Below are 26694 nucleotides of genomic sequence, written 5' to 3'. Positions count from 1 at the left end.
TCTAACTTGAGCTATCATGCCGGCCTATCTTATTTGCTAATCGGCGCGTTAGACAACTGGTTTTCACGTTCACCCCCGTGTATTTTCAAAGAGAATTGACCCACACAACTGAGGAGTTTTTATGAGCAAACGGCCCACTAACAAAATCTGGCTATCGGCTGTCATGGCGACCCTAAGCGGCTGCGCCACGCAACAAGCGGGATTGCAAACGGGCGGCAGCAGCCAAATGGTAACCGGTTCCGCGGGGGGAGCAACCAGTGTGAATGCGAATAAATCCTTGGAGCGTTGCGCTACCCCGCTGGGAACCTTGGCCGTGGCCGACGGCCGCTTCAGCGGCTCCAGCAACGTAACCACAGTCGAACCCTTGATTCGGCTGGCGGTGCAACAATCGAATTGCTTTGTTTTAACCTCTATCGGCAACAGGGCCACTCGGGCGCTGATCAATGAAATCACCGGCGAGCAGCGCGACTCCGGCGAATACCGCTCAGGCTCCAAGCAACACAAAGGCCAACGCGTCGCCGCCGATTATCTGCTCGATCCGCAAGTCATCGTCGCCAACGAAGCCACGAGCGGCAACAGCAACAACATCGGCGCCGGTCTGGTCGGCATTGGTCTGAGCGCGGCCGGCCTGGGCGCACTGGGCGCGGCCGCTGGCGCCTTGTCGAACTCGGTCGAGACCAGAACCTCGGATGTGGCATTGACCTTGACGGACATCCGTTCGACGGTACAAGTCGCGATTTCCTCTGGCAGCGCCACCGCCAACAATACCAACTTTTCCGCGGCCGCCGGTATCGGCGGCTGGGGTTATCTGCTCGGAGGCGGGGTCGGCGGCGGTGTCAGTTCCTTCTCGCGCACGCCGGAAGGCCAAGCCATCGCGGCGGCATTCTTCGACGCTTACAACAATATGGTCATCGCCGTACGCAACTATAAAGCGCAAGACGTACAAGACGGTTTGGGTACCGGCGGTTCGTTGAAAGTAAAATAGCGCCAGGCCGGCACTCGTTAAAGGCGCTTAACCGGCGCCTTTTTTATTGCCGCGGCGAATTCAACCGTCTTTGGTCAAACCGTTGGAGTACACCACGATACGGTCCCGGCCGCTGGTTTTGGCTTGATAAAGCGCCAAGTCGGCGCAATGAATGATGTCGTCGATATCGATGGCTTCGTGGGTATCGTGGTAACCGCTATCGACGCAATGCAAACCCACGCTCAACGTCACGTTGACCGTTTCCAGCCCGACATGCCAGCGCAAGGTCTTGATTTCCTGCCGGATACGTTCCGCCAACGCGTAGCCGCCCTCGCAGCAAGTATTGGTGAATACCAGCACGAATTCTTCCCCGCCAAACCGAACCAGGATATCGCTAGCCCTGACCAGTTTTTTGAGTGCTTCGGACACCCCTACCAGAACTTCATCCCCAAACAAGTGCCCGTAGAGATCGTTGATGCGCTTGAAGAAATCGATATCCATTACCAGCAGGCAGAAGCTGTTCCGGTAGCGCTTGTGATGCGAAATTGCGATTTCCACTTGGTCGTAAAAGTAGCGGCGATTGTGCAATCCCGTCAGTTGGTCGAGCATCGACATACTGGCGAAATGGTCTTTGAGTTGCTTGGTCTCGGCAACCAATGACTCCAATTGCGAGGTTCTTAGCGCAATCTGCTGATCCATTTGTCGCAGCAATCGCCGAGTCGTTATCAATTGACCCAACATGTTCTTGTAGATTTCCAGCAAGCGCATATGCCAATCGGTGAAGAAATACGGCAGCGGATGCGAAACGTTCAAGACCCCGATCAATTGCTCGTCGCAAGTAAACACCGGCACACTGATCAACGAACCCGGCATCGCGGCGCTGTCGCTTTCCGAGCTGAAGCGTTCGTCCTCGAGGCAGTTCTGACAATACTGCAATTGCCCCGTAGATGCGGCCAAACCGATCACGCCGTCCCCGACCTTGAATCGGGTCGTGTCGCCGGCCGGCACCTCCGGCAAGTTCAGTTCGACAAAACTCAGGCCGACCACATTGGTTAACCAGCCATCGCCGTCCACCGCAAAAAAAGAACAACGTTCCATGTCCTGATTTTGGATCAAACTGGCCAAGGCCCGGCGAATCAATTGTTTTTCATCGTCGGCCTGATAGCTGACTTCCGACAGTTCTTTAACGGTCGAAAGCGCGTTGAACAAGTCCACCACCAGATCGTGCATGCCGAATCCGTAAGCACCGCCGTTCGTCCCGGAACCATAACTATTGTCGGCCATCAGTTCCCCATCACGTAGGCCAATTGCTGCATTGCCACCCGGCTTTCCAGCAACTGCTCGGCTATCGCGTTCAACGTCTCGATCGGCAACCGCAACGCCTGACAATTCTGCAAATAAGCGGCCGGCTCGAATTCGACGCCAGAGGCGAACTCCGCGCTGAGCCGTCGACAAAGACGTAACAAATCCAACAACGACTGCTCCTGCCCGACATATTCGTGGCGCTGATACTCAGACAAGACCAACTGATACAACTCCGGCAAATGCCATTTTTTTAATAGAGCCCCGCCGATTTGAAAATGACTGAGACCAAACTGATCGCTGACCAAATCGGTCACTCGTTCCGGGCCACGCTCGGCGGCGATAAAGATCTGGTTAAGTTGATCCGGCGCCAGAAATCCCAAGGCCAATATACCGATGTCCAATAACAAGCCGCTGGTATATACGGTAGACGGCGCCAAATGTTGCAGCGCGCCTATTTCCGAGGCCAGCTTTTGCGCGGCGACCGCCGTGACCAGGGAACGCATCCAAAAATAGTCGCTTTCGAAAGTTTGACATTTACCGGTATCGAACTGGACGTTAAAAATCACCCCTAACGCCAAGCCCTTGACTAAATCCAGCCCCAAAACCTGAAACACCGCGCTCCGAATGTCGGTAGTCGTCTTGCCTCGCGAAAAATACGCGGAATTAGCCAATCCCAACAGGCGAGCCACTAAACTCGGCGACGTCGAAAGCGCCGCGACCAGACGGTCAATGGAAATATCCGGCGTGTTAATCGCCTGCAAAATTTGCAAACTGGCTTGGGGCAATACCGGCAAATTTTTTAGCGCCCCGACTTGCAACTGCAAGGTTTCCATCGCATTCACTAGCGTCTATCTCGCGAAAAGCCGGAAATTTTTAGACTGACGACCAATCTGCGATAGTCGTTCTCGGGCAGTGCATCCCGAAAAATCGGCAACCTCTCGACACTTCCGCCATCCGTCCGATAATGCAAAATTGTCAGCATCCGAGTTGTCACCGTAGTTGATTCGATTCGTATCGGCTGAAATGCTTCAAGGTCCGCCGATATTTCCCAGCCGCCGCCCGGAGTATAGCGCAGAAAAAATGGCCGTGTTTTTCGAAACACCCCGCTGTTAACCGCCGTCAAAATCAATAAGCCGGCCGCCGCCAACCGATAGACCAACGGCATGCCGTTCTCAAAGCAAGCGTACAGTGCCGCGGCGTGCAGGCCACACAACATTTTGAGCGCCGATCGCGACTCACGGACGGCAAACTGCAACGGAGGTTCGAAATTTCGCTTCATTAAAACGATCTCGCGATCAGGCTACGGTAAACTAATAGCGGAAGCCACCTTTAAACTTAAACATGAACACCGATACGATCGACAAACTGCCCGACAATCTTGATCCGCGTGACGAGCATGCCACTCTTTACCCGGCCACCGGGCTAGCCGCGATCGAGGTCATCGGCGCCGACAGCGCCCGGTTTTTGCAAGGTCAGCTGACGTGCGACATTCAGCAGATCAGCGAAACCCAAGCCAGTATCGCGGCCTTTTGCAATGCCAAGGGTCGGGTCATCAGTACCTTGCTGGTGATAAAAAAAACCAACGGCTATTGGTTGGTAATGCCAACCTCGCTAGCCACCCCGGTTATCGAAAAACTGCGCAAATACGTGTTGCGCGCCGCCGTGACTCTCGGCGACGCCAGCGACCGTCTAAGCGTCGCCGGGCTGACGATTGCGGCCGGCCACGAATTCCACTCGCTTCCGTTGCCGGAGAAGGATTGGTCGGTCGGCCACGCACCGCTAACGATAGTCAAACTGCCCGGCCACCGTCGGTTTTTGATCTTGGCAAAGCACGATAGCGCCATACTAACAGACTTAATTAGCCGACCTGAAACCGATTGGCGCTACCAGGATATGCTTGACGGTTTGCCTTGGTTCGATGCGTCTCAATCCGAACAACACTTGCCGCAAATGCTCAACATCGACGGCCTCGGCGGCATCAGCTTCACCAAAGGCTGTTACACCGGCCAGGAAATCGTCGCCAGAAGCCATTATCTTGGTAAGGTGAAACGGCAATTGCTTGTTGGCGGCTGTGCCGGCGAATTGACGATCGCACCGGGTACACCGGTGTTGGATGGCGACACAGGTCAAACCGTCGGCAGCGTGCTGAGCTCCGCTCACAACGGCGACACCCGCTTGCTACTGGTATTACACGCGCTTGAAGGCGAGTCAAAACGCTTTATACTTGGCGACGAACATCAGACGCCGCTTAGTTTAATCCTCGCCGAATAGGGCACAGCATCATGCAATTCAAATCCGTTAACGACTTTTTAGCCCATGTCCAAGCGGAATTGGACGCCAACCGTTTGGTGCTCCCGACCCTCCCGGACGTGGCGATCAAAGTGCGCGATGCCGTCAGCAAGGGCGACGTGACCGCGCAAAGTCTGGCCGAGATCATTGCCACCGACGCGGCGATTTCCGCGCGTTTGATACAAGTCGCCAACAGCCCGCTCTATCGCGGGGCGATGGAAATCAAAAATATCCAGATGGCGGTGACTCGCCTGGGTAACAACACCATCCGAACTTTAGTCACCAGCCTGATCATGCAACAAATGTTCGCCCCCAAATCGGCCTTGCTGGAAAGTTACTTCCGAACGATCTGGGAGCAAGGCGTCAACGTGTCGGCAATCTGCCGGGCACTGGCCGGTTTTGCTCCGCATCTGAACGCCGACGAAGCCATGCTGGCCGGCTTGATACACCAAATCGGCAAATTGCCGATACTCAGCCTGGTCGAGAATATCCCCGAATTTCGCGACAGTCCGTCCCGCCTAGACAAGTTATTGGAAAAAGCCCACCCGCACGTCGGCAAAATCATCATGGACACCTGGCATTTTCCCGAGGAACTCAAGCCGGTGCCGTCGGAATACGTCGACTTTCAGCGCGACGCGGGTCCGAAAGCCGATTACGTCGATTTGGTGCAAGTCGCGTTTCTGCAAAGCGTGGCCGGCACCGACCACCCGGCCTGCCGGGTCGATTGGCATTCCGTACCGGCCTTCGCCAAGCTCGGACTGGCCGGCGATGCCGAAATTCTCGAAATCGAAGGCGTGTCCGAAGAAATCGAATTAGCTCAATCCCTATTTTTTTAAATCACGATGATAGACCCGCTTGCCGCCGCCCGCTTTCGCCGCTTGGGCACATTAACCATTTTTGCCGTCTACTTCGTGATTCTGGTCGGCGGCATCGTCCGCGCCTCGGGAGCCGGCATGGGCTGCCCGGACTGGCCGACCTGCTTCGGCCAATGGGTACCGCCAACCGACGAAGCGCAGTTACCCGCCAATTATCACGACATCTACGCCCAACGCGGCTACGAGAACACCACTTTCAACCCGGTAAAAACCTGGACCGAATACACTAATCGCTTGATCGGCGCCAGCACCGGCCTGCTGATATTGCTGACCGCCTGGGCTTCGCGCATTTACCTGAAAGGCGACAAGGGGATCTTCTATCTGGCTGTGACGGTGTTTCTGCTGGTGGGCTTCCAGGGTTGGTTGGGATCGGCCGTCGTCGCCAGCAATTTAAAGCCGTTGATGATCACCCTGCACATGTTGTTGGCGCTGGGCATTGTCGCATTGTTGATCTACGCCATCGCCCGCTCGCAACAACCGCTGTTGGCGCAATTGGACGGCGGGTGGCAAACCCCGCGATTCGCGCTCGTGTTGAAAATCGCGATCGGCATGACCTTGCTGCAGGTCGCGATGGGCACTCAAGTCAGGGAATCAGTGGATTTCATCGCTCACCAGCACAGCTATATCGATCGCCAATTTTGGCGGGATAGCTTTCCCATCATTTTTTACGTACACCGCTCATTCTCGTCGATCATCCTGTTCACCAATCTGTGGTTGGCCTGGCAAATCGTCGAGCACACCGCGCCCGGCAATCTATTGCGGCGCATGGCCTATGCCCTAAGCGGTCTGATCGTTACCGCGATTCTGGCCGGCGTGAGCCTAGATCGCCTGGGTTTTCCGGCCGCCGCCCAACCGCTACATTTGCTGATGGCGAATCTGATTTTCGGCGCTCAATTTTTCATTTGGATTTGTCTGAAATACGCATCTGGGCGCCCGGCCTAATCCGTGGACGTTTTATCCAAATTATCAATAAGTTAAAAATAAACCCGGCAAACTGAGGTACAATGGTCGAGTGACCCGGTATCAACCGGGGCGATCTCTTTTTTTCCACAGGTAAATTTAATGTCCGAAACCCCCGCCGCCACGCCTTCCTTCAAAGATCTAGCGCTATCCGACCCCATTCTTAAAGCTCTAGAGGGCATCGGTTACGAAACCCCCTCGCCGATTCAGGCCCAAATTATCCCCTTCGTGATGTCCGGCCGCGACGTGTTGGGCCAGGCCCAAACCGGTACCGGCAAGACCGCCGCCTTCGCTTTACCGATTCTGACCCGAATCGATCTGAAACAAAAAGACCCGCAAGCCTTGGTGCTAGCGCCGACCCGGGAACTGGCCATCCAAGTCGCCGAGGCTTTTCAAAGCTACGCGGCGCATATCAAGGGTTTTCACGTGTTGCCGATATACGGCGGCCAGGATTACACCAGCCAATTGCGGCAACTGAATCGCGGCGCGCATGTGATCGTCGGCACGCCGGGCCGGGTCATGGATCACATGCGCCGCGGAACCTTGAAACTGGACCAATTGACGACGCTAGTGCTCGACGAAGCCGACGAAATGCTGCGCATGGGCTTCATCGATGACGTCGAATGGATCCTGGAGCAAACCCCGCCGACCCGACAAACCGCACTGTTCTCCGCGACAATGCCAGCCGAAATCCGCAAGATCGCTCAGCGCTATCTGAACGAACCGGAACAGGTCACCATCAAGGTCAAAACCACGACCGCCGAGAACATCCGCCAGCGCTATTGCTTCGTCAACGGCCAGCACAAAATGGACGCGCTGACCCGAATTCTGGAAGCCGAGAATTTCGACGGCATGATCATTTTCGTCCGCACCAAGACCGCCACCGTCGAGGTTGCCGAAAAACTGGAAGCCCGCGGTTTTTCCGCCGCCGCGATCAATGGCGATATGTCGCAGGCCTTGCGTGAACGGGCTATCGATCATTTGAAAAGCGGCAAGCTGGACATATTGATTGCCACGGACGTGGCCGCGCGCGGTTTGGACGTGGACCGGATCACTCACGTCGTCAACTACGACATTCCTTACGACACCGAATCCTACGTCCACCGGATCGGCCGCACCGGCCGCGCCGGCCGCACCGGGGATGCGATACTATTCGTTTCGCCGCGCGAAAAACGTTTGCTGGCCAACATCGAACAAGCCACCCGCCAGAAAGTCGCGGAAATGCAATTGCCTTCCACCGAGTTCATCAACAATGCCCGGGTGATCCGCTTTAAGCAGCGAATCACCGACACACTGGCGTCCGCGGAACTGAGCTTTTTCCACCAACTGATCAATCAGTACCAAGTCGAACACGACGTGCCGGCCATCGACATTGCCGCCGCGCTGGCGCAATTGCTGCAGGGCGACACCCCGTTGCTACTCAAGGATTCCGGAAAAAAACCGGCCCGGCCGTCCGACGACAGACCGCACGAACGGGGCGAGCGCGGCCCGCGGCACGAGCGCGGCCGGGGCGCCAGCCAGGTCGAAATGGAATTGTTCCGCATCGAAATCGGCCGTAACGACGGCGTCAAGCCGGGCAATATTGTCGGCGCGATCGCGAACGAAACGGGCATCGACGGCGAACATATCGCCCGGATTAAAATCGAGGAAACCTACAGCACCGTCGAATTGCCGGCTGGCATGCCCAAGGACCTGTTTCAGGCGCTGAAAAAGGTGCGGGTCGTCGGCAAGCCGCTGAATATCTCACACTTCGACCCCGCCTCGATCAAAAAGGCCAAAAGCAAAAAGCGGGTCGGCTCGCCGTCGAAACGCGCTAAATCGCAGGAATAGGCCCGGCGGCGGACTGGCCGGCAAGTGCCAATCAGTCCGCCGAACTGTTGACTTCAACCCGGCCTTGTTCGATGCGGGCCTGAAATACCGGTACCCGAACCGCGGCGTCCTCGAAACAAATCCCGCTCCGCAGACTGAAATGCTGCTTGTACATCGGCGAGGCCACCATCGGCTCACCGCCGATGTCGCCCACCATCCCGCGCGACAATACGTTGGCTTGGCTGAAGGGGTCGCAATTGCCAATCGCGAATACCGCGTTCAAACGGGGCAGAAAAAACAACGCGACTTGCTTGCCGGCTAGCCGGGCGCAAATGCCGGAATCGGGTTGCAAATCCTCAACCGAGCAGATTTCTATCCAGCGGCTCATCACGCGGCCTCCTCGACCAATTTGAAATGCTTGCGTTCGTCAGGATCGGCCGGCCGGATTTGACCGCGTTCCTCGACAAACACGACACCTTCGTCTCCCAAATCGCTGTTGACGAATTGCCGGAAACGTTTCAAACGGGTTTCGTCGGCCAGCGTGGTTTTCCATTCGCATTGATAAGTGTCGATGACGTGCTGCATTTGCCGCTCCAGATCGGCGGCGATCCCGAGCTTGTCGGCCATCACCACCTCTTTTAAATAAGCCAAGCCGCCGTCCAGGTTTTCCAGCCACACCGAGGTCCGTTGCAGGCGCGCGGCGGTGCGCACGTAAAAGATCAGCAGCCGATCGATGTAGCGAATCAAGGTTTCCCTATCCAGATTGGTCGCGAACAGATCGGCGTGGCGCGGCTTCATGCCGCCGTTACCGCACACATACAAGTTCCAACCGTTTTCGGTGGCGATCACGCCGATGTCCTTACCCTGCGCTTCAGCGCATTCGCGGGTGCAACCGGACACCGCCATTTTGATTTTATGCGGTGCCCGCAAGCCTTTGTAACGATTTTCCAATTCGATCGCCAGACCGACGCTGTCGTCGACGCCGTAGCGGCACCAAGTGCTGCCGACGCAGGATTTCACGGTGCGCAAGGATTTGCCGTAAGCATGACCGGACTCGAAGCCGGCCGCGATCAATTCCCGCCAAATCACCGGTAATTGCTCGACCCTAGCACCGAACAAATCGACGCGCTGACCGCCGGTGATTTTGGTATACAAACGGTATTTTTTAGCGACTTGGCCGAGCGCTATCAACATTTCCGGGGTAATTTCGCCGCCGGCAATGCGCGGAACCACCGAATAAGTGCCGTCTTTTTGGATGTTGGCCAAAAAGGTATCATTGGTATCCTGCAAACCTACATGCGGTTTTTCCAATATGTAGTCGTTCCAGTACGAAGCCAAGATCGAGCCGACCGCTTGCTTGCAGACATCGCAACCCAAGCCGTGTCCGTGCCGGTCCAACAACTCGTCGAAGGTCTTGATCTGGCCGACCATCACCAAATGGTACAAGTCCTGGCGGGTATGCGGAAAATGCTCGCAAAGATCGGTACTGACCGCGACGCCGAGTTTGGTCAGTTCGCTATCCAGCACCGATTTCAACAAGGCACTGCAACCGCCGCAGCCGGTGGCGGCCTTGGTGGCGGCTTTTAAATCGCCGATGCTGACGCAACCGGCGGCGACGGCATCGCAAATTTGGCCCTTGCTAACGTCGTGACAGGAACAGATTTGGGCGCTGGCCGGCAAGGCATCCGCGCCGAGTCCGGCCGGCGCATCGCCGCGCGCCGGTAAAATCAGCGTATCCGGTTGCGCCGGCAGTTCGATACCGTTCAAACAATATTGCAGCAAGGTACCGTAATCGGCCGCGTCGCCGACCAGCACAGCCCCCAGCAAGCGCCGGTTATCCGCGCTGACGACCAGCCGTTTGTAGATTTCGCCGGCACCGTCCTGATAGCTGTAGACCAGCGAACCGGGGGTCCTGGCCTGAGCGTCGCCGATACTCGCGACATCGACCCCCATCAGCTTCAATTTGGTACTCATGTCGGCGCCGGTAAAGGCCGCGTCGGCCTCGGCTAAGTCGGCCAGCACGGTTCTGGCCATCGCGTAACCCGGCGCGACCAAACCGAAGATCTGGCCGTTCCAGCACGCGCATTCGCCGATCGCGTAAATATCCGGATCGGAAGTCCGGCACTGATTGTCTATCGCAATCCCGCCGCGCGACCCGGCCGCCAGACCGCTGGCGCTGGCTAGTTCATCGCGCGGTCGAATCCCGGCGGAAAACAACACGATATCGGTTTCCAGATGACTGCCATCGACAAAGGTCATCCGGTGCAAGGCCGTTTCGCCGTCGATGATCGCGGTGGTGTTTTTATTCAAATGGGTAACGACGCCCAAGGCCTCGATTTTCCGCTTCAACATCGCGGCACCGCCGTCGTCGAGTTGCACCGCCATCAGCCGCGAGGCGAATTCGACGACATGGGTTTCCAAGCCCAAATCCTTCAAAGCCTTGGCCGCTTCCAGTCCTAACAGCCCACCGCCGATCACGGCACCGATCCGGGATTCGGCGGCGGCGGCCTTGATCGCCTCCAAATCTTCTATCGTGCGATACACCAGACAACGCGGGCGATCCCGGCCGGCGATCAGCGGTACGAACGGATAGGAACCGGTCGCCAAGACCAGCTTGTCGTATTGGATGATCGCACCGTTGGCGGAAATCACTTGCTTGCGCTGGCGATCGATACCGATTGCCCTGTCGCCCAGATGCAGCTCGATGCCGTGCCGTTCGAAAAAGCCTGTCTCGACCAACGACAATTCGTCGGCGGTCTTACCGGTGAAGTAGGCCGATAAATGCACCCGATCGTAGGCCGGCCTCGGCTCCTCGCAAAAGGTCACCACGCGATAGCGATCAGCGATTTCGCTTTCGACCAAGCCGGTTAAAAAGTGCTGGCCGACCATACCGTTACCGATCACGACCAAGGTTTGTTGCGTGCTCATCCGCGACTCCTGTTAATTGGGCTGAATTACTCCGAACCGCCCGCGTTGCAAGCTAATTCGGGTCTAGTCGTCGCGAAACTTTTGTTCAGGCCAAAAAAAAGGCGCCCTGGCGAATGATTAACATCATTCGCGCAGGACGCCTTTGTCCAGGTCTAATACGGGGGCAAGTCCAACGACGAGACTTGACCAGAATCAATCAAATTCCATGCCACAACTCTCTTTCAATTGATTTATAACGACTTTATAAAATTAACGGCGCTCGACCGGGACGATCAGCGCACCCAAACAATGCAAACCAACAAAATATTCGCACCAAACTGGCCCACGATTAACCAAGACCCATGCCCAATGTCCAACGCTTCCCTCTCCGTCTATCGCTTGAGCACACGGTCGCGCGGCCGTATCAACGCCGCAACCGTCTTGACTCGTTGAAATCGCTGGCATGCAATCTGCTTCCCGCTTACCCAAATTCAATCGTTCGGATCTTTCATGACTTTTACGCCGTTCAAGTTACTGTCGCTACAAGGCAAGGCCAAAGTGCTACACATGAGCTGGATGGCCTTTTTCATCAGCTTCGTGGTCTGGTTTAACCATGCTTCTCTGCTGGTTTTGATTCAGCAAGACCTGGGCATCAGTCAAACCGAAATCGACATTTTGTTGCTACTGAACGTGGCGCTGACAATTCCCGCCAGAGTCGCGACCGGCATGCTGGTGGACCGGTTTGGTGCAAAAATCAGCTACAGCGTGTTGTTGGCGGTTTGTAGCATTCCGTGCTTTATGTTCGCCGCCGCCGACAATTTCGCAGAATTGGCTTGGTCGCGATTCTTGCTAGGGTTTATCGGTGCCGGTTTCGTGGTTGGCGTGCGTATCATCGGCGACTGGTTTCCGGCTAGCCAGGTCGGCACCGCCGAAGGTATTTATGCCGGCTGGGGCAATTTCGGCTCGGCATTCGCGGCCATTTTTCTGCCGGGCCTGGCGTTTTATTTCGGCGCAGAGCACGGCTGGCGCTATGCGGTGGCGTTGACAGGCGCGATCGCGCTGCTTTACTCGATCGTTTATTACTTTAGCGTGGAGAATTTGCCTCCGGAGCTGGCCGGCCTGAAAACCCGCCGACCTCTGGCGATGGAAGTTTCCAGCATCCGCGATCTGTTTTTGTACATGTTCAGCTTGATACCGTTGTACGCGACGATTTCGCTACTTGCCTGGAAGCTGGCGATGCCGGCAACGCCGGTGTTGAGCCAGGATTGGCATCTGGGAATCCAGTTGACGGTGTGGCTGCTGTTTCTGGCTCATGCTCATCAACTCGTCAACAACAACGCCGATAAACTGAGCGCCCCCATCCCCAGCATTCACCATTACCGCTACCAGCAAGTGTTCATCCTGGCGATCGCGTATCTGGTCACGTTCGGGTCCAAATTGGCGGTGCTATCGATGTTACCGATGTTTTTTTTCCATACCTTTCACGAGACCCAGGGCATAGACATGCTGGATGCCGGCCTGCTGGCCTCCAGTTTCGTCGTGACCAACGTCGTCGCCCGGCCGGCCGGCGGCTGGCTCAGCGACAAGATCGGCCGCAAACTGTCGCTGACGCTGTTCGTGGCCGGACTTGCGCTTGGCTATCTGGCGATGGCCTGGATTTCGCCGGACTGGTCCATCGCCTTGAGCGTGGCCGTCACGTTGATTTGTTCGGTGTTCATGCAAGCGGCCGAAGGCGCCATCTTTGCGTTCGTGCCGTTGATCAAGCGATCGATCACCGGCGAAGTCGCCGGCATCGTCGGCGCTTACGGCAATGCCGGCGCCATCGTGTTTCTGATCTTGCTGACTTTCGTCTCCACATTCAGCTTTTTTCTGATGTTGGGCGGCGCGTGCGCGATCCTTCTCGGATTGATTTATTTTCTGAGGGAACCGAAAAACTTTATCACCGAAATCATGCCGGACGGCAGCTTGGTACAAATCGAGCTGGATTGACGATGACAGTGTTGAATGTCTTAGTCGTCGACGAATTCGACAGCGATCGCGTGCTGGAACGCACGCTACGCCAACACGGCTGCGAAGTCGCCACGTTGAAGCTGCAGGAGTTGGATATGCTGCGCATCGTCCAAACCTTGCACCCGGACGTGGTGGTACTCAATCTTTACACCCCTACCGAGCCGATTCTGAAAACCATCATCGAAATCAATCAGAGCTATTCGTTGCCGGTGGTGATGTTTGCGGAGGACCAGCAAACCGAAACCATCAACAAAGTCATCAAGGCCGGCGTCAGCGCTTATATTGTCGACGGCCTGGAAGCGAAACGCATCAAATCCATCGTCGATATCGCCATCGCCCGTTTCAAGGAACATCAAGCCCTCAAGGACGAATTGAAAAAAACCAAGACCCAGCTGGAAGATCGCAAGCTGGTGGACCGCGCGAAGGCAATCCTAATGAAATCGCAGAGCTTTAGCGAAGAAGAGGCTTACCATGCCTTGCGCAAATTAGCGATGGACCGCAACATGGCAATCGGCGAAATGGCGAAAAACGTGATTTCGATGGCCGAACTGTTCAAGTAGAGTTACCTCTACGAGCCGAGAACTACGCTAGTCTCCTTGCTCAGCGTATCGCCTTACCGGAAACTGGTTGGACACCCGACTCCCGCCCCGCCGAATGGCGGCTCCGATAGATTATCGGCCCGAATACTGGGAGACAAACCTAGTGATATCAATAAGACACCCGCCACCACTAGCACTACCCGGCTAATTCCCGCAACTACTCGATTTCGACTACTTATCAACATGAACAGCTCCTAGAAATCATTGAAAACCAAACGTTTACGCAGCAGCTTAGCCGCCGCAAAAAACAAGGCACCGGAACAGTTGCAGTATAATCGATTCGCTACCATCAAGCCCACCAAAAAATCGGTCGCGCCGTTTGACATCGCTGAAAACGATGGCGTTGAACAGCCACCTGTCAACTGAGCAAAAATGCTAACACGTTTTTTGACTTTCGTGTACATTGAAGCGAAATTCGGTAAACAGTCCCGACCTATCGGCCAAGCCTCTTTAGTTTTAATCGATTCCTAATGGTTTATTCATTCGGGATTCAGCTTGCGTGACTAGACTTTTCCTTAACAATCTTGAAATGGAGTCATCATGTTGAAAACCACGCTGGTAGTCTGCGTCGGATTCGTTTTTCCTAATTTTGCGATGGCCGACGACCACGGGCACGGGCACCGCAAACACGGTCACCATCATCGCGAGCCGGTCGTCGTGGAGCACGTTTACCGCCCGGCTCCCGCATTACAACCGCGTTACGCGCAAATGCCCGGCACTAATCCAAGCAATGATCGACGTTCGACCGAAGGCTTGGTCGGCGGCGCGCTCGGTAGCGCGGTCGGCTACGAAATCAGCAAGGGTGACCCGCTGGGCGCGGGTTTGGGCGCTGCCGCCGGCGCGTGGATAGGCAACGGCATCGGCCGCTAAGCCTTGATAGATCAAAACCGCTTTCGCGGCACTAAAGTTCGGGAGGGAGTCTTGAAAACTAAAACATCCAAAGTATCGGCCGGGCATTTGGCCGTCGAGAGACTGTTGAACGTACTGTTGTTTTTTATCGTGTTTTACTACAGTTACTACGTATTTTGCTTGACCTAATTCGGCCGAAATACTCGCACCTCTCGTCCGGCCAGACAGCCGGACAACGCGGCTGTCAAGGCGACTGATCTTGCAAATAGCCCTCGACCGCTACACGGCTATCGGCCGGCAGTTTCTTGGACTTCAAGATTTGTTTTAATTTTGCCTGCAATCGCGCCAGCAACCTGGGCTGGTCCACCAGCTTATCCATCAGTGTTTGTAGGGCGCTGAAGGCATTGAATCGAACCGCTTCGTCAGGGTCGTTCAATGCCGCTATCAAGGCATCGTAGACCGGCAGCGCTGGTTGATCGAAATAACCCAGACTTTCCGCCGCCGCCGCACGAACTTCCCCGACTCGATCTTGCCGCAAGGCTTCCAATAGATAGCGACCGGCCTCCGGAGTCGGATAGGCCGCCAGTTGTTGAGCGCCTGCGATACGTTGCGCGGGATCGTGATCGCCGAGCCACTGTCTGGCGGTTTCCACCTGTTCGAGGTCGACACTCTCTTCTTCGGCGATCTGCTCCGGGGTAGACGCTCCACCGCCGGATTCGGCTGACGAAGCAAGCTGGTGCAAGTCCGGCATGGACCGGGACGCCTGAATTGGAACCCCTCCCGCCGCCGGGCAAGGCCGAACGACGCGGACCTGTTGCCAAATCGGCAACAGGCCCAATGCGAGATAAGGCGCCATAAGCAACGCCCCAACCAGGACTAGCGACACTCTCACGCCGATGGCAGCAGGCCGCGCGACACCTGCCTCAAGCAATCAAGGCGCTTGCAAAGTGCCGTTGGCCGTCGTTGCCGTCGGCGTGGAATTCGGGCAAGCCGGCTGCGACCAGGCGTCCCAATAGCCGCCGGTTCCAGTCAGAATCAATTCGTCGCCCTTGGCCGCGCCGGTCAACGCCGTTTGCGCGGTACCGGCGGCATTCATGTTGGACGTGGTGATGCCGGTACCGGCCGGATGCATGCCCAATGCTTCGCGAACCCGCCAAGCGTAGGCATGATCGCGGCAGGAGGTATCGCCGGAGACGCCGATTGCGCCGACTTTATGGCCACCACTATAGATAGCCAATCCGCCGCCGAATACGTTCACGCCGCCGACCCGTTTGTTTTTCAAAGGATCGCTGTTAGTACCGTAGGCATTCGGACTGCCCGCGTAAGCCCGGCTGGCATCAACCGGATTGCTGTGCTGTAGACCGTATAGACTGCCGCCAGGCTGCACCGCCGAGTACAAGTTACCGGTGGAGATGGCGTAGCCGTCCAGACTGAAGGCGTTGGCGGTAAAGGCTTTTTGAGCCGAAATGACCCGGCTGCCCAGCCATTCGGAGTTACCTGCCGCCGAGCCGGTAGTGCCGCTGGTGGCGACGTGGCACACCTTGCCGGTCTCGTCGACCACGGTCACCCACATATTCAGTCCATAACCTCCAGTGCTTGCGGCTTCCGCGGCACTGATCGCGTCGGTCAACGCCGAGCGCGAAACATCGCTGCAAGCCGCGGAAACGGTTTGCGCGGACAATACCAGCGCGGCGCTACCCAGGCTTAAGGCCAACAGTTTTTTTGTTTTCATAGTTGCTTCTCTCGTTATTTGATTATTCTGGAATGGCCCCGCGCGTTGAGCGGGAATTTATTTATAGCAAAGGCCCGCCATCCTGTCTAACGGTTTAGCTGGCGCTAATATTGCGACATCCACGGCGCGCACAACACCAATACTAGCGCCGCGAACAGCCCGGCGACGACATCGTCCAACATGATGCCCAAACCGCCGTGGATGCGACGGTCCAGCCAGCCGATCGGCCAAGGCTTGACGATGTCGAAAAATCTGAACAACGCAAAACCCAGCGCCAAGTTCCTCCACGAAAACGGCACCCAGGCCATCGTCAACAACAAGCCGGCGATTTCGTCCCAGACGATGCCGCCGAAATCGTGAACTTGCAGGCGCGCGGCGGCGTAATCGCACAAATGAATGCCGACCGCGATGACTACCGCCGTCGCCAACCAGTAGCCCCAGAAACCGGTTTGCAACAAGGCCGCGTAAACCGGCAAGGCCGCCAACGTGCCGAAGGTACCCGGCGCGCGCTTGATCAAGCCGGCGCCAAAACCGAACGCCAGCCACAGCCTGACATCGCGCAAGATGTCGCCGGCCGATAAGCCAGCCTTACCGTAGGACGCTCTAAAGAAAATGCTCATAACCGGTAAACTCCAACAATTCGATAGACCCGGCGCGGCGCAGACGGAGGCCAGGTTCGACTTCGATGACGCCGATTTTCCGGCAACCGGCCGGTAGCGCGGCGGACCGATCCGGAGGCACCGTAAAGCAGAGTTGATAGTCGTCGCCGGCGGTGAGCGGTAGCCGCCAGTCGCCGGTTTCGGCCAAATAGGCGTCCATCGCATCGGAAAACACCAAGGCCGACCAGTCCAGACAGGCGCCGACCCGGCTTTGCGTCAAAATATGTCCCAAATCGGCCGCCAATCCGTCGGAAATATCGATACAGGCGTGAGCGATGCCCCGCAACGCCAACCCCAGTTCGACTCTAGGCTCGGGCCGATGAAAACAGCGCAGTGGCATTTCAGGGAACGCGCAGCGATAACCTCGCTTGATCTTCAAGCCCAACCCGGCATCGCCGACAGGTCCGCTCAGATACACAAAATCGCCGACGTTGGCCGCCGAGCGGGTCAACGCCGCCCCGCTCGGCACCGTGCCCATCGCCTGCACGGTCAGCGTCAACGGTCCCGACGTGGTATCGCCGCCGATCAAATCGACGTTAAAGCGGCGAGCCAGCGTCAAAAAACCGCGCGAAAACGCTTCCAACCAAGTCGGATCCACTTTGGGCAGGGTTAAGGCCAAGGTCACCGCAAACGGCTCGGCCCCCATCGCCGCGAGATCGCTGAGGTTCACGGCCAGCAACTTGTGACCCAAATCCTCGGGCGCGGCATCGGCGAAGAAATGCACATTTTCGACCATGGTGTCGGCGGTGATCGCCAAGTGCTGGCCGGGCGGCAGACTCATCAGCGCGCAGTCGTCGCCGATTCCGAGCTTGTTGTGGGGATGGCGCGGCGCGTCCGCCGCGAAATAACGGCGAATCAGATCGAATTCGCCTAGTCGTTCAGGCATGAGCCACCCAAGAAATCGCCATCGCGCCGGTCGTCAGACTTTCGGCAACCCTTGCTTCTGCTTAGCGGCGATTTCGACCGCTCGCTGAGTCTGGGAGACTTTGTCAAGAATACCGTTGACGTATTTGTGGCTACCTTCCGCGCCGAAACACTTGGCCAAGTTAACGGCTTCGTTGATGATGACTTTGTACGGCGTTTCCAACCGGTAAATCAACTCGTAAGCGCCTATCCGCAGTATCGCTCGCTCGACCGGATCGATTTTTTCGATGGGCCGATCGACAAAGCCCGCCAACGCCGCATCGACGATATCCAGTTGCTTGGGCACGCCGTGAAAAATCTCGCTGAAATAGCTTTTTTGCGCACCCTTCAGATGCTCTTCTTCCAGGAAATAGGTTTCGATGCGGCTCAGGCTATCGCCCGACATCTGCCATTGATACAGCGCCTGAACCGCGCATTTTCTGGCGTTGGTTTTGGCTTGACTCATTAAAGGCTCAGGTTGTTGAACAGGCTGACCATTTCGATGGCGGACATCGCCGCTTCGGCGCCCTTGTTGCCGGCCTTGGTGCCGGCGCGCTCGATGGCTTGTTCGATGCTGTCGACCGTCAACACGCCGAAGCTGACCGGCACGTCGTACTGCAACGCAACTTGGGCGATGCCCTTGACGCATTCGCCGGCCACATATTCGAAATGCGGAGTACCGCCGCGAATCACCGCGCCCAGTACGATAATCGCATCGTATTTTTTCGCGGCCGCGATGCGTTGCACCGCCACCGGCAATTCGAAAGCGCCCGGCACTTTGATCAACTTGATGTCGGCTTCGGCGGCGCCGTGGCGGACCAACGCGTCGATGGCGCCGGCTTCCAACTGGCCGACGATGAAGCTGTTGAAACGCGAGGAAACGATGCAAAACTTGCCGCCCTGGGCCGACAAATGACCTTCTACGATACTGACTGACATAACTTATCCAATAGAGTTGAGCGATGACGACGCGGCGGTCGGCACCGAAACACCGGCCGCCGCGCAAATAAAAAGGCCGCTAATTTTACGCGGTTTCGGCGTGCGGCGCCCCGAAAAATCGCGATCAAACGCCGAACTCGACTTGCTCGACGATCTCCAGATCGAAACCGCCCAGACCGATGTAATTTTTCTTGGCACCCATCACCTTCAGGCGACGCACGCCCAAATCGGCCAAGATTCGCGAACCGGTACCGGTGGTGCGCCAACCGACTTCGGCGCTGGCTTGGCTTTTGATGCCGTTGTCCTGCATCTGGTAAGCATGGATCAATTCGACCAGTGCCTTGTTGTTCTCGTTCTGGCGAATCAATACCAGCACGCCGCGCCCGGCTTCGGCGATCCGCCGCATGGCCTCGCGGATCGGCAGACTGCAATCGCTACGCTTGGAGCAAAACAAATCGTCGACGACGTTGCGGGCATGCACTCTGACCAGGACCGGTTCCTCGCCGGCGACCTCACCCAGCACCAGAGCCAGATGCACGTTGTCGTCGTTACGATCTTGATAGGCGTAGAGTCGAAAATCGCCGAACTCGGTCGGATACGCGCATTCGGCAATCCGCTCCAACGTGTTTTCGTGCTTGATCCGATAATGGATCAAATCGGCGATCGTGCCGATTTTCAGATTGTGCTGCTCGGCGAAGGCCTCCAGATCGGGACGACGCGCCATCGAACCGTCGTCGTTCAGAATTTCGACGATGACCGCCGCCGGCTCGACGCCGGCCAAGCGCGCCAGATCGCAACCGGCCTCGGTATGACCGGCTCGATTCAACACGCCGCCGGCTTGGGCCATCAACGGAAAAATATGGCCGGGTTGCACCAAGTCGCCGGGCTGAGCGTTCGGCGCGACGGCGCGTTGCACGGTCAAGGCCCGGTCGGCGGCGGAAATGCCGGTGGTCACGCCCTCGGCCGCCTCGATCGATACCGTAAAATTGGTCGTGTACGGGGTTTTGTTATCGTTGACCATCAGCGGCAAGCGCAATTGTTGGCAGCGCTCGCGGGTCAAGGTCAGACAGATCAAGCCCCGGCCGTATTTGGCCATGAAATTGATGTCCTCCGGGCGGGCAAACGCGGCGGCCATCAATAAATCGCCCTCGTTTTCCCTATCCTCGTCGTCCATGATGATGACCATTTTGCCGCGTCGCAGGTCTTCGATAATCTCTTCGGTTGTGTTCATTGCATGAATCCTGCGTTATGTAACAAAGCTTCGGTGACGCCACCGCCGCAACGAGCCGCCGCTTCGCCCTTCATCAGTCGCTCCAGGTAACGGGCCAGCAAATCGACTTCCAGGTTAACGTTGCCGCCGACTTCAATCTGGCCGAGCGTGGTTTCGGCCAAGGTATGCGGCACGATGTTGACCGAAAAAAACCCGCCGTCGACGCTGTTGACGGTCAGACTGATGCCGTCGATGCAAATCGAACCTTTCTCGGCGATATATTTAGCCAACTCGTCGGGCGCCTTAAACTTGAAGCGGATCGACCGGCCGTCAGGCTGCTTTTCGACGACACCGCCGATGCCGTCCACGTGGCCGCTGACGATGTGACCGCCAAGGCGGCTGGACGGCATCAGCGCCAGTTCCAGGTTGACCGGGGTGCCGGCCACGGCATTTCTCAAGGTGGTTCGCGACAAGGTTTCGTTGGACACGTCGGCGACGAAATGGTGTTCGCCCAACTCAACCGCCGTCAGGCAGACGCCGTTGACGGCAATGCTGTCGCCGAGCGCGGCACCCGCCAGCGACAATTTGCCGGTGTGTATTTGCAGACGGCAGTCTCCGCCGCGAGCCTGTATCGCCGAGATTCGGCCGACCGCCAGGATGATTCCGGTAAACATGATTAAATTCCGGTGAACTTAAGAGATGACTATATCAGGCTTCGCAGCGATAACGCAGCCGTAGATCGGGACCCACTTGGCGAGTTTCCAGCAAACGTAAGGATTTTTTGTCCGCCAGACTTTGCAAGCCGGGTAAATGAAACAAGCCCAATCCTTCGCTGCCCAATATGCAGGGCGCCAGGTAAAACAACCATTCGTCGACCAGTCCGCTGTCCAACAAGGCGCCATTCAAGGTCGCGCCGGCTTCGATCCAGACGCTGTTGATTTGCTGCTCGGCCAACAAACGAAAGGCTTGCCGCAAATCGACATGTCCGCCGCTGGCGCCGATCTGAAAAATCCGACAGCCGACCGCGCGCAAGCGATCGGCCTTCTCGGTGTCTTGGCTGCAAGTCAATACCCAGACCTCGGTCCCGGCCTCGAACAGCTTGGCGGTCGGCGGCAAACGCAAGCCGGAATCCAACACCACCTTGACCGGCTGTTCCGCATCGAAATCCACACGGGCGCTCATGCGCGGGTCGTCGGCCAGCACCGTCGCTATGCCGGTAACGATGGCGCTGCTGGCGGCCCGCCAGCGCTGGACGTCGGCGCGAGCTTGCGGAGACGTGATCCATTGACTTTCGCCGCTGGCCATCGCGGTGCGGCCATCCAAACTCATCGCCAGTTTACTGCGTATCCACGGCAAACCGAGCCGCATCCGTTTGAAAAAGCCTGGGTTGAGCTTTTCGGCTTCCTGTTGCAGTACGCCGCAAACGACTTCGACGCCGGCGTCGCGCAATTTTTGCAGGCCGCGTCCGGCCACCAGCGGATTGGGATCCACCATCGCCACGACGACCCTGGCAATGCCGGCGGCCAACAAGGCGTCGGTACACGGGCCGGTCTTACCGTGATGGCTACATGGCTCCAAGGTCACGTAAGCGGTCGCGCCGCGCGCATCGGGGGTCTTATTCAGCGCGTCGACTTCGGCATGAGCAAATCCGGCCCGCTGAGTCCAGCCCTCGCTCAGAACCTCGCCGTTTTTGACCAATACGCAACCGACATGGGGATTGGGATCGGTGGTATACAGCCCGCGCTCGGCCAATTTGACCGCGCGCGCCATGAAATAGGCGTCCGAACTAGCCTGGATCATGTTGCTGCAGTGTCTCTATCATCCGGGTGAATTCGCTGACATCCTGAAAACTGCGATAGACCGAGGCGAAGCGCACGAAGGCGACGTGATCGAGCTGACTGAGTTCCTGCATCACCAGTTCGCCCAGCGCCAGCGCCGGTATTTCCCGCTCGCCGCGGGTAACCAGTACTTTCTTGATCCGGCTGATCGCCGCTTCGACCGCATCGACTTGAACCGGCCGCTTTTCCAAAGCGCGTAGCATGCCGGCCCGCAATTTATTTTCGTCGAAACTCTGCCTAGCTCCGCTGCGCTTGACGATGCGTGGCAGCGCCAATTCGACCACTTCGAAGGTGGTAAAGCGCTCCTTGCAAGCCACGCACTCGCGGCGGCGCTTGACCTGATCGCCATCGTCCGCCAGGCGGGTATCGATGACGCGGGTATCCTGCGCGGCACAAAACGGACAACGCATATCGGCAAACTATCTAGGCTAAAAGTCGGCCATTCTATTACAGAACGGGGTTATCTCGAAATCGTTCGCTCAAGACGCTCCGCGATCCGGCAAAATTACGTCGGCGATCGAGCGGATATGTACGTCGCGTTGCGGATAAGGAATCTCGATATGATGCGATTGCAACGCATTGTAAATGCCGACGTGCAATTGGTGGGTCACCGTTACCCGCTCGGCGAGTTCGCTGACAAACACTTGGATTTTGAAATCCAGCGAACTTTCGCCGAAACCGACGAAAATCACTGCAGGCTCCGGCTCCTGCAACACCAGCTCGGTTGCCTTGATGGCCTCGCGCAAGATCCGCTCGACGATCTCGATGTCGCTGCCGTAGGCGACGCTGACCGGAACCATCACCCGCGTCACGGTATCGGACAGAGTCCAGTTGATCAAACGGTCGGTGATGAAGGTTTTATTCGGCACCACCAATTCCTTGCGATCCCAATCGACGATATGGGTCGCGCGCATTTGAATGCGGCTGACCCGACCGGTCACATCGCCGACCGTGACGGTATCGCCAACCCGGATGGGCCGCTCGAACAGCAAGATGATACCCGATACCATGTTGGCGAAAATCTCCTGCAAGCCGAAACCCAGCCCCACCGACAGCGCCGCCACCAGCCATTGCACTTGCGACCAACTGCCGCCAAGTTCATTGGCCACGGCCAGAAAGGTAATCGCGGTCAACGTGTAACGCACCAGTTGAATCAAGGCGTAGCGGCTGCCGGCCGTCATCGCGAATTTGCCGACCGTCAACAGATCGACCAAAGCGGGAAAATTGCTGGCAAACACAAACGCCAAACCGCCGTAGAGCAGGCAGATCAACAAATTAATCAACGTCACCGGTTGCTGCGCGTCCTTGCCGTCGATCATCTGCCCGTATTGCCAGAGCACGACGTTATCGAACACCGAAAAGGCCGGCAGAATATCGCTCCAGATCGCCCAGAAACCGACCAACATCGTCGCCATGACCAGCGTCGTCAGCAGTTTGCGTCCCTGCTGATTGATTTTGGTGATGTCCAATAAGTCCTTGTCGGGCGCGAAGGCCTCGTCGGCGGCGCTACTGGTTTGCACTTGCTCGGCCTGCTTGCGCTTTTGCTTGGCGTTGCGCAAGGCCAGTTGGCGCTCGGTGTGCCGAAACCAGCGCAAGATCAGCGCATACAACAACGCGGTCGCGAACATCAACCGCAGGCTGTAAACCAGTTTTTCGTAAAGTTCCAGCGCGCTTTGGTAATAACCCGCCACCGCGAAACCGACGATGACCAACGGTGTCAATACCGCGATCGCGTACCAAACGAAGCGCAAGCGGCTCAGCCAGCCGTGCGACAGCCGGTAAAAACTCTTGGCCAAACCGGTTTGCGGATGGGCCAGGCAATGAAACACATAGGTAAACGCCAGCATCAGCACAATCAGCGCGGTGCGTCCCAACGCATAGCTGTGCTCCGAAAACAAATCGCTACCGGTCATCGCGGTCACGAAAACGCTGGGCACCAGCAAAAAACGCAACCATTTGATCTGGCGGTACAGCAACTGCGCGACTTGGTTGGGCCATTGAAACAAGGTTTCCGCGACCCCGGACGGCTTGAACAAGCGAAACGAAAATTGCACCACGCACAAGGCCGACGCAGTGGAAAGCAATCCTTCGGCAAACGAGCGGCTGAAAAAATCGGCACGGGCGTTCAATGCCAGCACGCCGCCTATCCACGCCATCAGCAACGCACCGTACAAGGACAGCAGCCCCAGGTAAACCAGTGCCGACAAAGTTTCACCGACACTGGCGTTGGCGGCATTGCCGCGCAGCAAGGTTTCCAGCCGAAGTTTGACCGACTTGCGAAACCGCCAGTGCAGCAAAACGATCGCCAAGCCGACCAGCACCGATACCGGATTATGAACCAGGCCATCCCAAAATCCCTGAGCGACTTGCCGCCAATTACCGGGGTCAAAAAACCAAAAGACCGAGTGCACAATATCCTTTAGATACTGCTGATCGATGACCGGCGCACTCGGCACCCATAGCAAACGCTGATCGAGGTAGGCGCCGAATTTATCGGCGATACCCAGCATTTGCTGCAAACTGAAATCGACGTCGCCCAACACGCGGGCGTATTCGGTGTTAGCCCCGGCCAAGCGAACCACCAAATCCTTCTGGTCGTTCAATAACAGGCGCAACTCGGCACGGATTCGGAGTTTCTCGGCGTCGTCGGTATCGGCCGGCAATTGAGCCACCCGGTTCAGTAAGGTCTGATTGATATCGGACAGATTTTTCTTGGCTTCGTCGAGCTTGAAGCTTTCCAGACTGGTCAGCGCGATCTGATCTTGAATCTCATCGTTCAGCGCGCCGAACTGCTTATGTTGCGGAATGTTACGACGCTGCTCGCGCAACAGATTGCCCAGCGCCGGACTCAAGCCGGCCAGCGAGATTTTTTGCTCGGCGCTCTGGTAGTCCTTTTCCAACTGCTTGTATCGAGCATCCATCTCGTTTTTTTGAATCAGGTACTGCTCCATGTTCTTATTGACCGCCTGCAAACTGCGGTTGTAGCGCATGTTTTCCTTAGTCGCTTCGCGGATCAACGGATGCTTGCCCTCGGCGTCCTTCTCCGCCTGCAACAACTCGTCACGCTCCTTGTCGATCAATTGCTGACGACGGTCGAGCAAGTGATTGTCCAGATCGGCGATCAGCATGGCCAGTTGCTCTCGCTGCAAATTCAACAAATGCATCCTGTCCTTTTGCGCCTGTAAGCGCAGCGGATTGCTGATGTTTTCCAGTTCCAGCGTCTTCAAGGTACTGTTCAGCAACTTGACGCGAGTTTCCAACTGAATTTGGCTGGCTTCTTTCTCGTAAAGATTGTCCCCGCCCCGGCTGGCGAGCAATTGCTGTTCCTGTTGGCTGCTGGCCTGCTTGCCCTTCAGTTCCGAAACCTTTTCCCTGAGCAATTGCGGCCGATTCATCAACTCGCCGATCTGCGCTTCCACGCGGCTGATTTCGGCATCCAAATCGCTAAGTTTGGTTTTCTCGATGATTAAACGCTGCTCCAACTCGTCGGTCGGAAACAGCGACCAACGTTCCGGCCGGCGATTCTTCAGGTTGGCTTCGGCTTCTTCGATCTGTTTGGCAATGCGCTTGGTTTCCAGCGGCAAGCTGTTCAAAGCCTGTTTGAACGACTCGGCTTGAGCGTCCTGAGCTTCGGTTTCGTTAAGGTTATCCTCGCTTTCGTAATAAGCGGACAAGATGCGATTTTTCAAGTCCTCGCCCAGATTCTGCTTATCCTTGACGAACTGTATCCGCTGTTTGATGTCGGCGATCGACGCCGGCTTGATCGCCGGCTTTTGATTTGCGGCATGAGCAAGCGTTACACTGAAAAACAAAAATAACAGCGGCCAAACCAGGCCGATTTTGAACGAATGTGGCTTCATGCGCGCTTGGGAAAACGTGAAAATAAACGGAAAAACATCATGAGCGACCGCGAAGGCGTGATCAAATACCGGCTCGAGCATCAGCTCGCCGATTTACCGGTCGACTTCGGCTTCGCCGAACTGAACGCCTGGCGATCGATCATGCATCGTTTGGGTCTGATCGGCCGGGTCCCCGACCGTTACGATGGCTTGGGTTTCGGCAACATCAGCCGGCGACTGGTTCCCGGCCGCGACGAATTTATCATCTCCGGCACCCAAACCGGCGACTTGCCGCAACTCGAGGCCCGGCAATTCGTCTGGGTCGTCGAGGCCGTTCCCGAACAAAATCGGCTGTGTTCGCGCGGCGCCTGCCAACCGTCGTCGGAAGCGCTGACCCATGCCGGCGTGTATCGCGAATGCCCGGACGCGCAAGCCGTCATCCATGTGCACAGCCCGGAAATTTGGCGGCAAACCGCCGCGCTGGCCTTACCCCACACCGGCGCCGACATTCCGTACGGCACGCCGCGAATGGCGGAGGCTGTCGCCGAACTGTTCGCCAACGGCGACTTGCAGGCCCTACCGTTATTTACAATGCTGGGCCATCTCGACGGTGTCGTCGCCTTCGGAACCAGCTTGGCCGAAGCCGCTTGCCAGCTGCTTTGCCAATTGAGCCGAGCGATGGCTATTGAGCAATGCCCGCCAGCCCGCTAAAATGCAGCATTCATTAGTATTTATTAATTTTATCATGCCGGAAATCATCATCTATACCGCGAAACTCTGCCCGTATTGCACGATGGCCAAGCGTTTGTTCGACAAGAAAGGCGCGAGTTACACCGAAATCGACGTAGACAGCGAACCGGGTTTGCGCGAGGAAGTCATGGAGAAGACCCGCCGCCGCACCGTGCCGCAAATATACATCGGCGACCGCCACATCGGCGGCTTCGACGATCTCTATGCATTGGATGTGGGCCGCGAACTCGACCCTTTGTTGCAGGCTTGAAGGCCTC

Annotated in this window: 27 protein-coding genes; 11 read left to right on the top strand and 16 right to left on the bottom strand. The window is 56.9% G+C overall.

Translation table 11 applies throughout. From position 1 onward, the window contains the following. The first annotated feature begins 121 nt into the window (after window positions 1-121). A complete protein-coding gene (locus BJL95_RS01795) occupies window positions 122-985 on the top strand; it encodes a hypothetical protein (RefSeq protein WP_071155036.1) in 864 nt (287 codons plus the stop codon). Between the two features lie 60 nt (window positions 986-1045). Here the strand turns inward: BJL95_RS01795 and BJL95_RS01790 are convergent, their stop codons facing one another. Genes BJL95_RS01790 through BJL95_RS25985 form a run of 3 tightly spaced genes read right to left on the bottom strand, consistent with a single transcriptional unit; the run spans window position 1046 to window position 3548 of the window. Then, window positions 1046-2248, bottom strand: a complete 1203-nt coding sequence (locus BJL95_RS01790) for a sensor domain-containing diguanylate cyclase (protein ID WP_071155035.1) — start codon at window positions 2246-2248, stop codon at window positions 1046-1048. After that, the gene (locus BJL95_RS01785; RefSeq protein ID WP_071155034.1) at window positions 2248-3102 is read right to left on the bottom strand and encodes an HDOD domain-containing protein; all 855 of its coding nucleotides are present in this window, start codon (window positions 3100-3102) and stop codon (window positions 2248-2250) included. The genes BJL95_RS01790 and BJL95_RS01785 overlap by 1 nt, the downstream gene beginning before the upstream one ends. A gap of 8 nt (window positions 3103-3110) precedes the next feature. Then, the gene (locus BJL95_RS25985; protein ID WP_071155033.1) at window positions 3111-3548 is read right to left on the bottom strand and encodes a protein YgfX; all 438 of its coding nucleotides are present in this window, start codon (window positions 3546-3548) and stop codon (window positions 3111-3113) included. 62 nt (window positions 3549-3610) lie between these two features. On the opposite strand from BJL95_RS25985, the gene BJL95_RS01775 reads away from it, so the two are divergent. The 4 genes from BJL95_RS01775 to BJL95_RS01760 all read left to right on the top strand — a co-directional run bounded on the left by BJL95_RS01775 (window position 3611) and on the right by BJL95_RS01760 (window position 8223). Further along, the gene (locus BJL95_RS01775; protein ID WP_071155032.1) at window positions 3611-4540 is read left to right on the top strand and encodes a folate-binding protein YgfZ; all 930 of its coding nucleotides are present in this window, start codon (window positions 3611-3613) and stop codon (window positions 4538-4540) included. A gap of 11 nt (window positions 4541-4551) precedes the next feature. Further along, window positions 4552-5394: an HDOD domain-containing protein gene (locus BJL95_RS01770; protein WP_064028981.1), complete on the top strand. Its 843-nt coding sequence runs from the start codon at window positions 4552-4554 to the stop codon at window positions 5392-5394. Between the two features lie 6 nt (window positions 5395-5400). Beyond that, on the top strand, window positions 5401-6375 hold the full coding sequence (locus tag BJL95_RS01765; RefSeq protein ID WP_071155031.1) for a heme A synthase: 975 nt from the start codon (window positions 5401-5403) through the stop codon (window positions 6373-6375). 120 nt (window positions 6376-6495) lie between these two features. Next, window positions 6496-8223 (top strand): DEAD/DEAH box helicase, encoded by a 1728-nt coding sequence (locus BJL95_RS01760; RefSeq protein ID WP_071155030.1) that lies wholly within the window; start codon window positions 6496-6498, stop codon window positions 8221-8223. Window positions 8224-8254: 31 nt separating this feature from the next. Here BJL95_RS01760 and nirD read toward each other — a convergent pair whose 3' ends face one another. Next, window positions 8255-8590 (bottom strand): nitrite reductase small subunit NirD, encoded by a 336-nt coding sequence (nirD, locus tag BJL95_RS01755; protein ID WP_071155029.1) that lies wholly within the window; start codon window positions 8588-8590, stop codon window positions 8255-8257. Continuing rightward, entirely contained in the window at window positions 8590-11130 is a 2541-nt protein-coding gene (gene nirB / locus BJL95_RS01750; RefSeq protein ID WP_071155028.1) for a nitrite reductase large subunit NirB, read from the bottom strand. The genes nirD and nirB overlap by 1 nt, the downstream gene beginning before the upstream one ends. A gap of 489 nt (window positions 11131-11619) precedes the next feature. Between nirB and BJL95_RS01745 the strand changes: the two genes are divergently transcribed. The 4 genes from BJL95_RS01745 to BJL95_RS01735 all read left to right on the top strand — a co-directional run bounded on the left by BJL95_RS01745 (window position 11620) and on the right by BJL95_RS01735 (window position 14588). Further along, window positions 11620-13098: an MFS transporter gene (locus tag BJL95_RS01745; RefSeq protein WP_071155027.1), complete on the top strand. Its 1479-nt coding sequence runs from the start codon at window positions 11620-11622 to the stop codon at window positions 13096-13098. A 2-nt stretch (window positions 13099-13100) separates the two neighbouring features. Next, window positions 13101-13679, top strand: a complete 579-nt coding sequence (locus BJL95_RS01740; RefSeq protein WP_071155026.1) for an ANTAR domain-containing response regulator — start codon at window positions 13101-13103, stop codon at window positions 13677-13679. Window positions 13680-13922: 243 nt separating this feature from the next. Then, window positions 13923-14084 (top strand): hypothetical protein, encoded by a 162-nt coding sequence (locus BJL95_RS25010; RefSeq protein WP_175463628.1) that lies wholly within the window; start codon window positions 13923-13925, stop codon window positions 14082-14084. Window positions 14085-14258: 174 nt separating this feature from the next. Then, on the top strand, window positions 14259-14588 hold the full coding sequence (locus BJL95_RS01735) for a hypothetical protein (protein WP_064028967.1): 330 nt from the start codon (window positions 14259-14261) through the stop codon (window positions 14586-14588). Between the two features lie 223 nt (window positions 14589-14811). On the opposite strand, the gene BJL95_RS01730 is transcribed toward BJL95_RS01735, so the two are convergent. The 11 genes from BJL95_RS01730 to BJL95_RS01680 form a co-directional block, all read right to left on the bottom strand. Then, a complete protein-coding gene (locus tag BJL95_RS01730) occupies window positions 14812-15423 on the bottom strand; it encodes a HEAT repeat domain-containing protein (RefSeq protein WP_083385558.1) in 612 nt (203 codons plus the stop codon). 75 nt (window positions 15424-15498) lie between these two features. Continuing rightward, entirely contained in the window at window positions 15499-16299 is an 801-nt protein-coding gene (locus BJL95_RS01725; protein ID WP_064028963.1) for a heme-binding protein, read from the bottom strand. A gap of 104 nt (window positions 16300-16403) precedes the next feature. After that, window positions 16404-16919, bottom strand: coding sequence for a phosphatidylglycerophosphatase A (locus tag BJL95_RS01720; protein WP_071155024.1), 516 nt, complete (start codon window positions 16917-16919; stop codon window positions 16404-16406). Continuing rightward, window positions 16903-17844: a thiamine-phosphate kinase gene (gene thiL / locus BJL95_RS01715; protein WP_071155023.1), complete on the bottom strand. Its 942-nt coding sequence runs from the start codon at window positions 17842-17844 to the stop codon at window positions 16903-16905. The genes BJL95_RS01720 and thiL overlap by 17 nt, the downstream gene beginning before the upstream one ends. Window positions 17845-17877: 33 nt before the next feature. Then, the gene (nusB, locus tag BJL95_RS01710; RefSeq protein ID WP_071155022.1) at window positions 17878-18327 is read right to left on the bottom strand and encodes a transcription antitermination factor NusB; all 450 of its coding nucleotides are present in this window, start codon (window positions 18325-18327) and stop codon (window positions 17878-17880) included. Beyond that, window positions 18327-18800 (bottom strand): 6,7-dimethyl-8-ribityllumazine synthase, encoded by a 474-nt coding sequence (ribE, locus tag BJL95_RS01705; protein WP_064028955.1) that lies wholly within the window; start codon window positions 18798-18800, stop codon window positions 18327-18329. The genes nusB and ribE overlap by 1 nt, the downstream gene beginning before the upstream one ends. Window positions 18801-18924: 124 nt before the next feature. After that, window positions 18925-20031 (bottom strand): bifunctional 3,4-dihydroxy-2-butanone-4-phosphate synthase/GTP cyclohydrolase II, encoded by a 1107-nt coding sequence (ribBA, locus tag BJL95_RS01700; RefSeq protein WP_071155021.1) that lies wholly within the window; start codon window positions 20029-20031, stop codon window positions 18925-18927. Then, window positions 20028-20684, bottom strand: coding sequence for a riboflavin synthase (locus BJL95_RS01695; RefSeq protein WP_071155020.1), 657 nt, complete (start codon window positions 20682-20684; stop codon window positions 20028-20030). The genes ribBA and BJL95_RS01695 overlap by 4 nt, the downstream gene beginning before the upstream one ends. Before the next feature lie 34 nt (window positions 20685-20718). Next, complete coding sequence (gene ribD, locus BJL95_RS01690) at window positions 20719-21810, bottom strand: bifunctional diaminohydroxyphosphoribosylaminopyrimidine deaminase/5-amino-6-(5-phosphoribosylamino)uracil reductase RibD (RefSeq protein WP_071155019.1); 1092 nt, start codon at window positions 21808-21810, stop codon at window positions 20719-20721. After that, complete coding sequence (nrdR, locus tag BJL95_RS01685; RefSeq protein ID WP_064028947.1) at window positions 21797-22258, bottom strand: transcriptional regulator NrdR; 462 nt, start codon at window positions 22256-22258, stop codon at window positions 21797-21799. Before nrdR ends, ribD begins: the two co-directional genes overlap by 14 nt. A gap of 69 nt (window positions 22259-22327) precedes the next feature. After that, window positions 22328-25708, bottom strand: a complete 3381-nt coding sequence (locus BJL95_RS01680) for a mechanosensitive ion channel domain-containing protein (RefSeq protein ID WP_071155018.1) — start codon at window positions 25706-25708, stop codon at window positions 22328-22330. A 39-nt stretch (window positions 25709-25747) separates the two neighbouring features. Here BJL95_RS01680 and BJL95_RS01675 point away from each other — a divergent pair, with 39 nt between their 5' ends. Together BJL95_RS01675 and grxC are read left to right on the top strand one after the other, a co-directional pair. Beyond that, on the top strand, window positions 25748-26398 hold the full coding sequence (locus tag BJL95_RS01675) for a class II aldolase/adducin family protein (protein WP_071155137.1): 651 nt from the start codon (window positions 25748-25750) through the stop codon (window positions 26396-26398). Between the two features lie 34 nt (window positions 26399-26432). Continuing rightward, window positions 26433-26687 (top strand): glutaredoxin 3, encoded by a 255-nt coding sequence (gene grxC / locus BJL95_RS01670; protein ID WP_064029016.1) that lies wholly within the window; start codon window positions 26433-26435, stop codon window positions 26685-26687. The last annotated feature ends 7 nt before the right edge of the window (window positions 26688-26694 follow it).

The sequence above is a fragment of the Methylomonas sp. LWB genome, assembly GCF_001856095.1.
GTDB classification, from domain to species: domain Bacteria; phylum Pseudomonadota; class Gammaproteobacteria; order Methylococcales; family Methylomonadaceae; genus Methylomonas; species Methylomonas koyamae_A.
The sequence above is the reverse complement of the archived record's forward strand: the minus strand, read 5'-3'. Positions and strand labels throughout refer to the sequence as shown.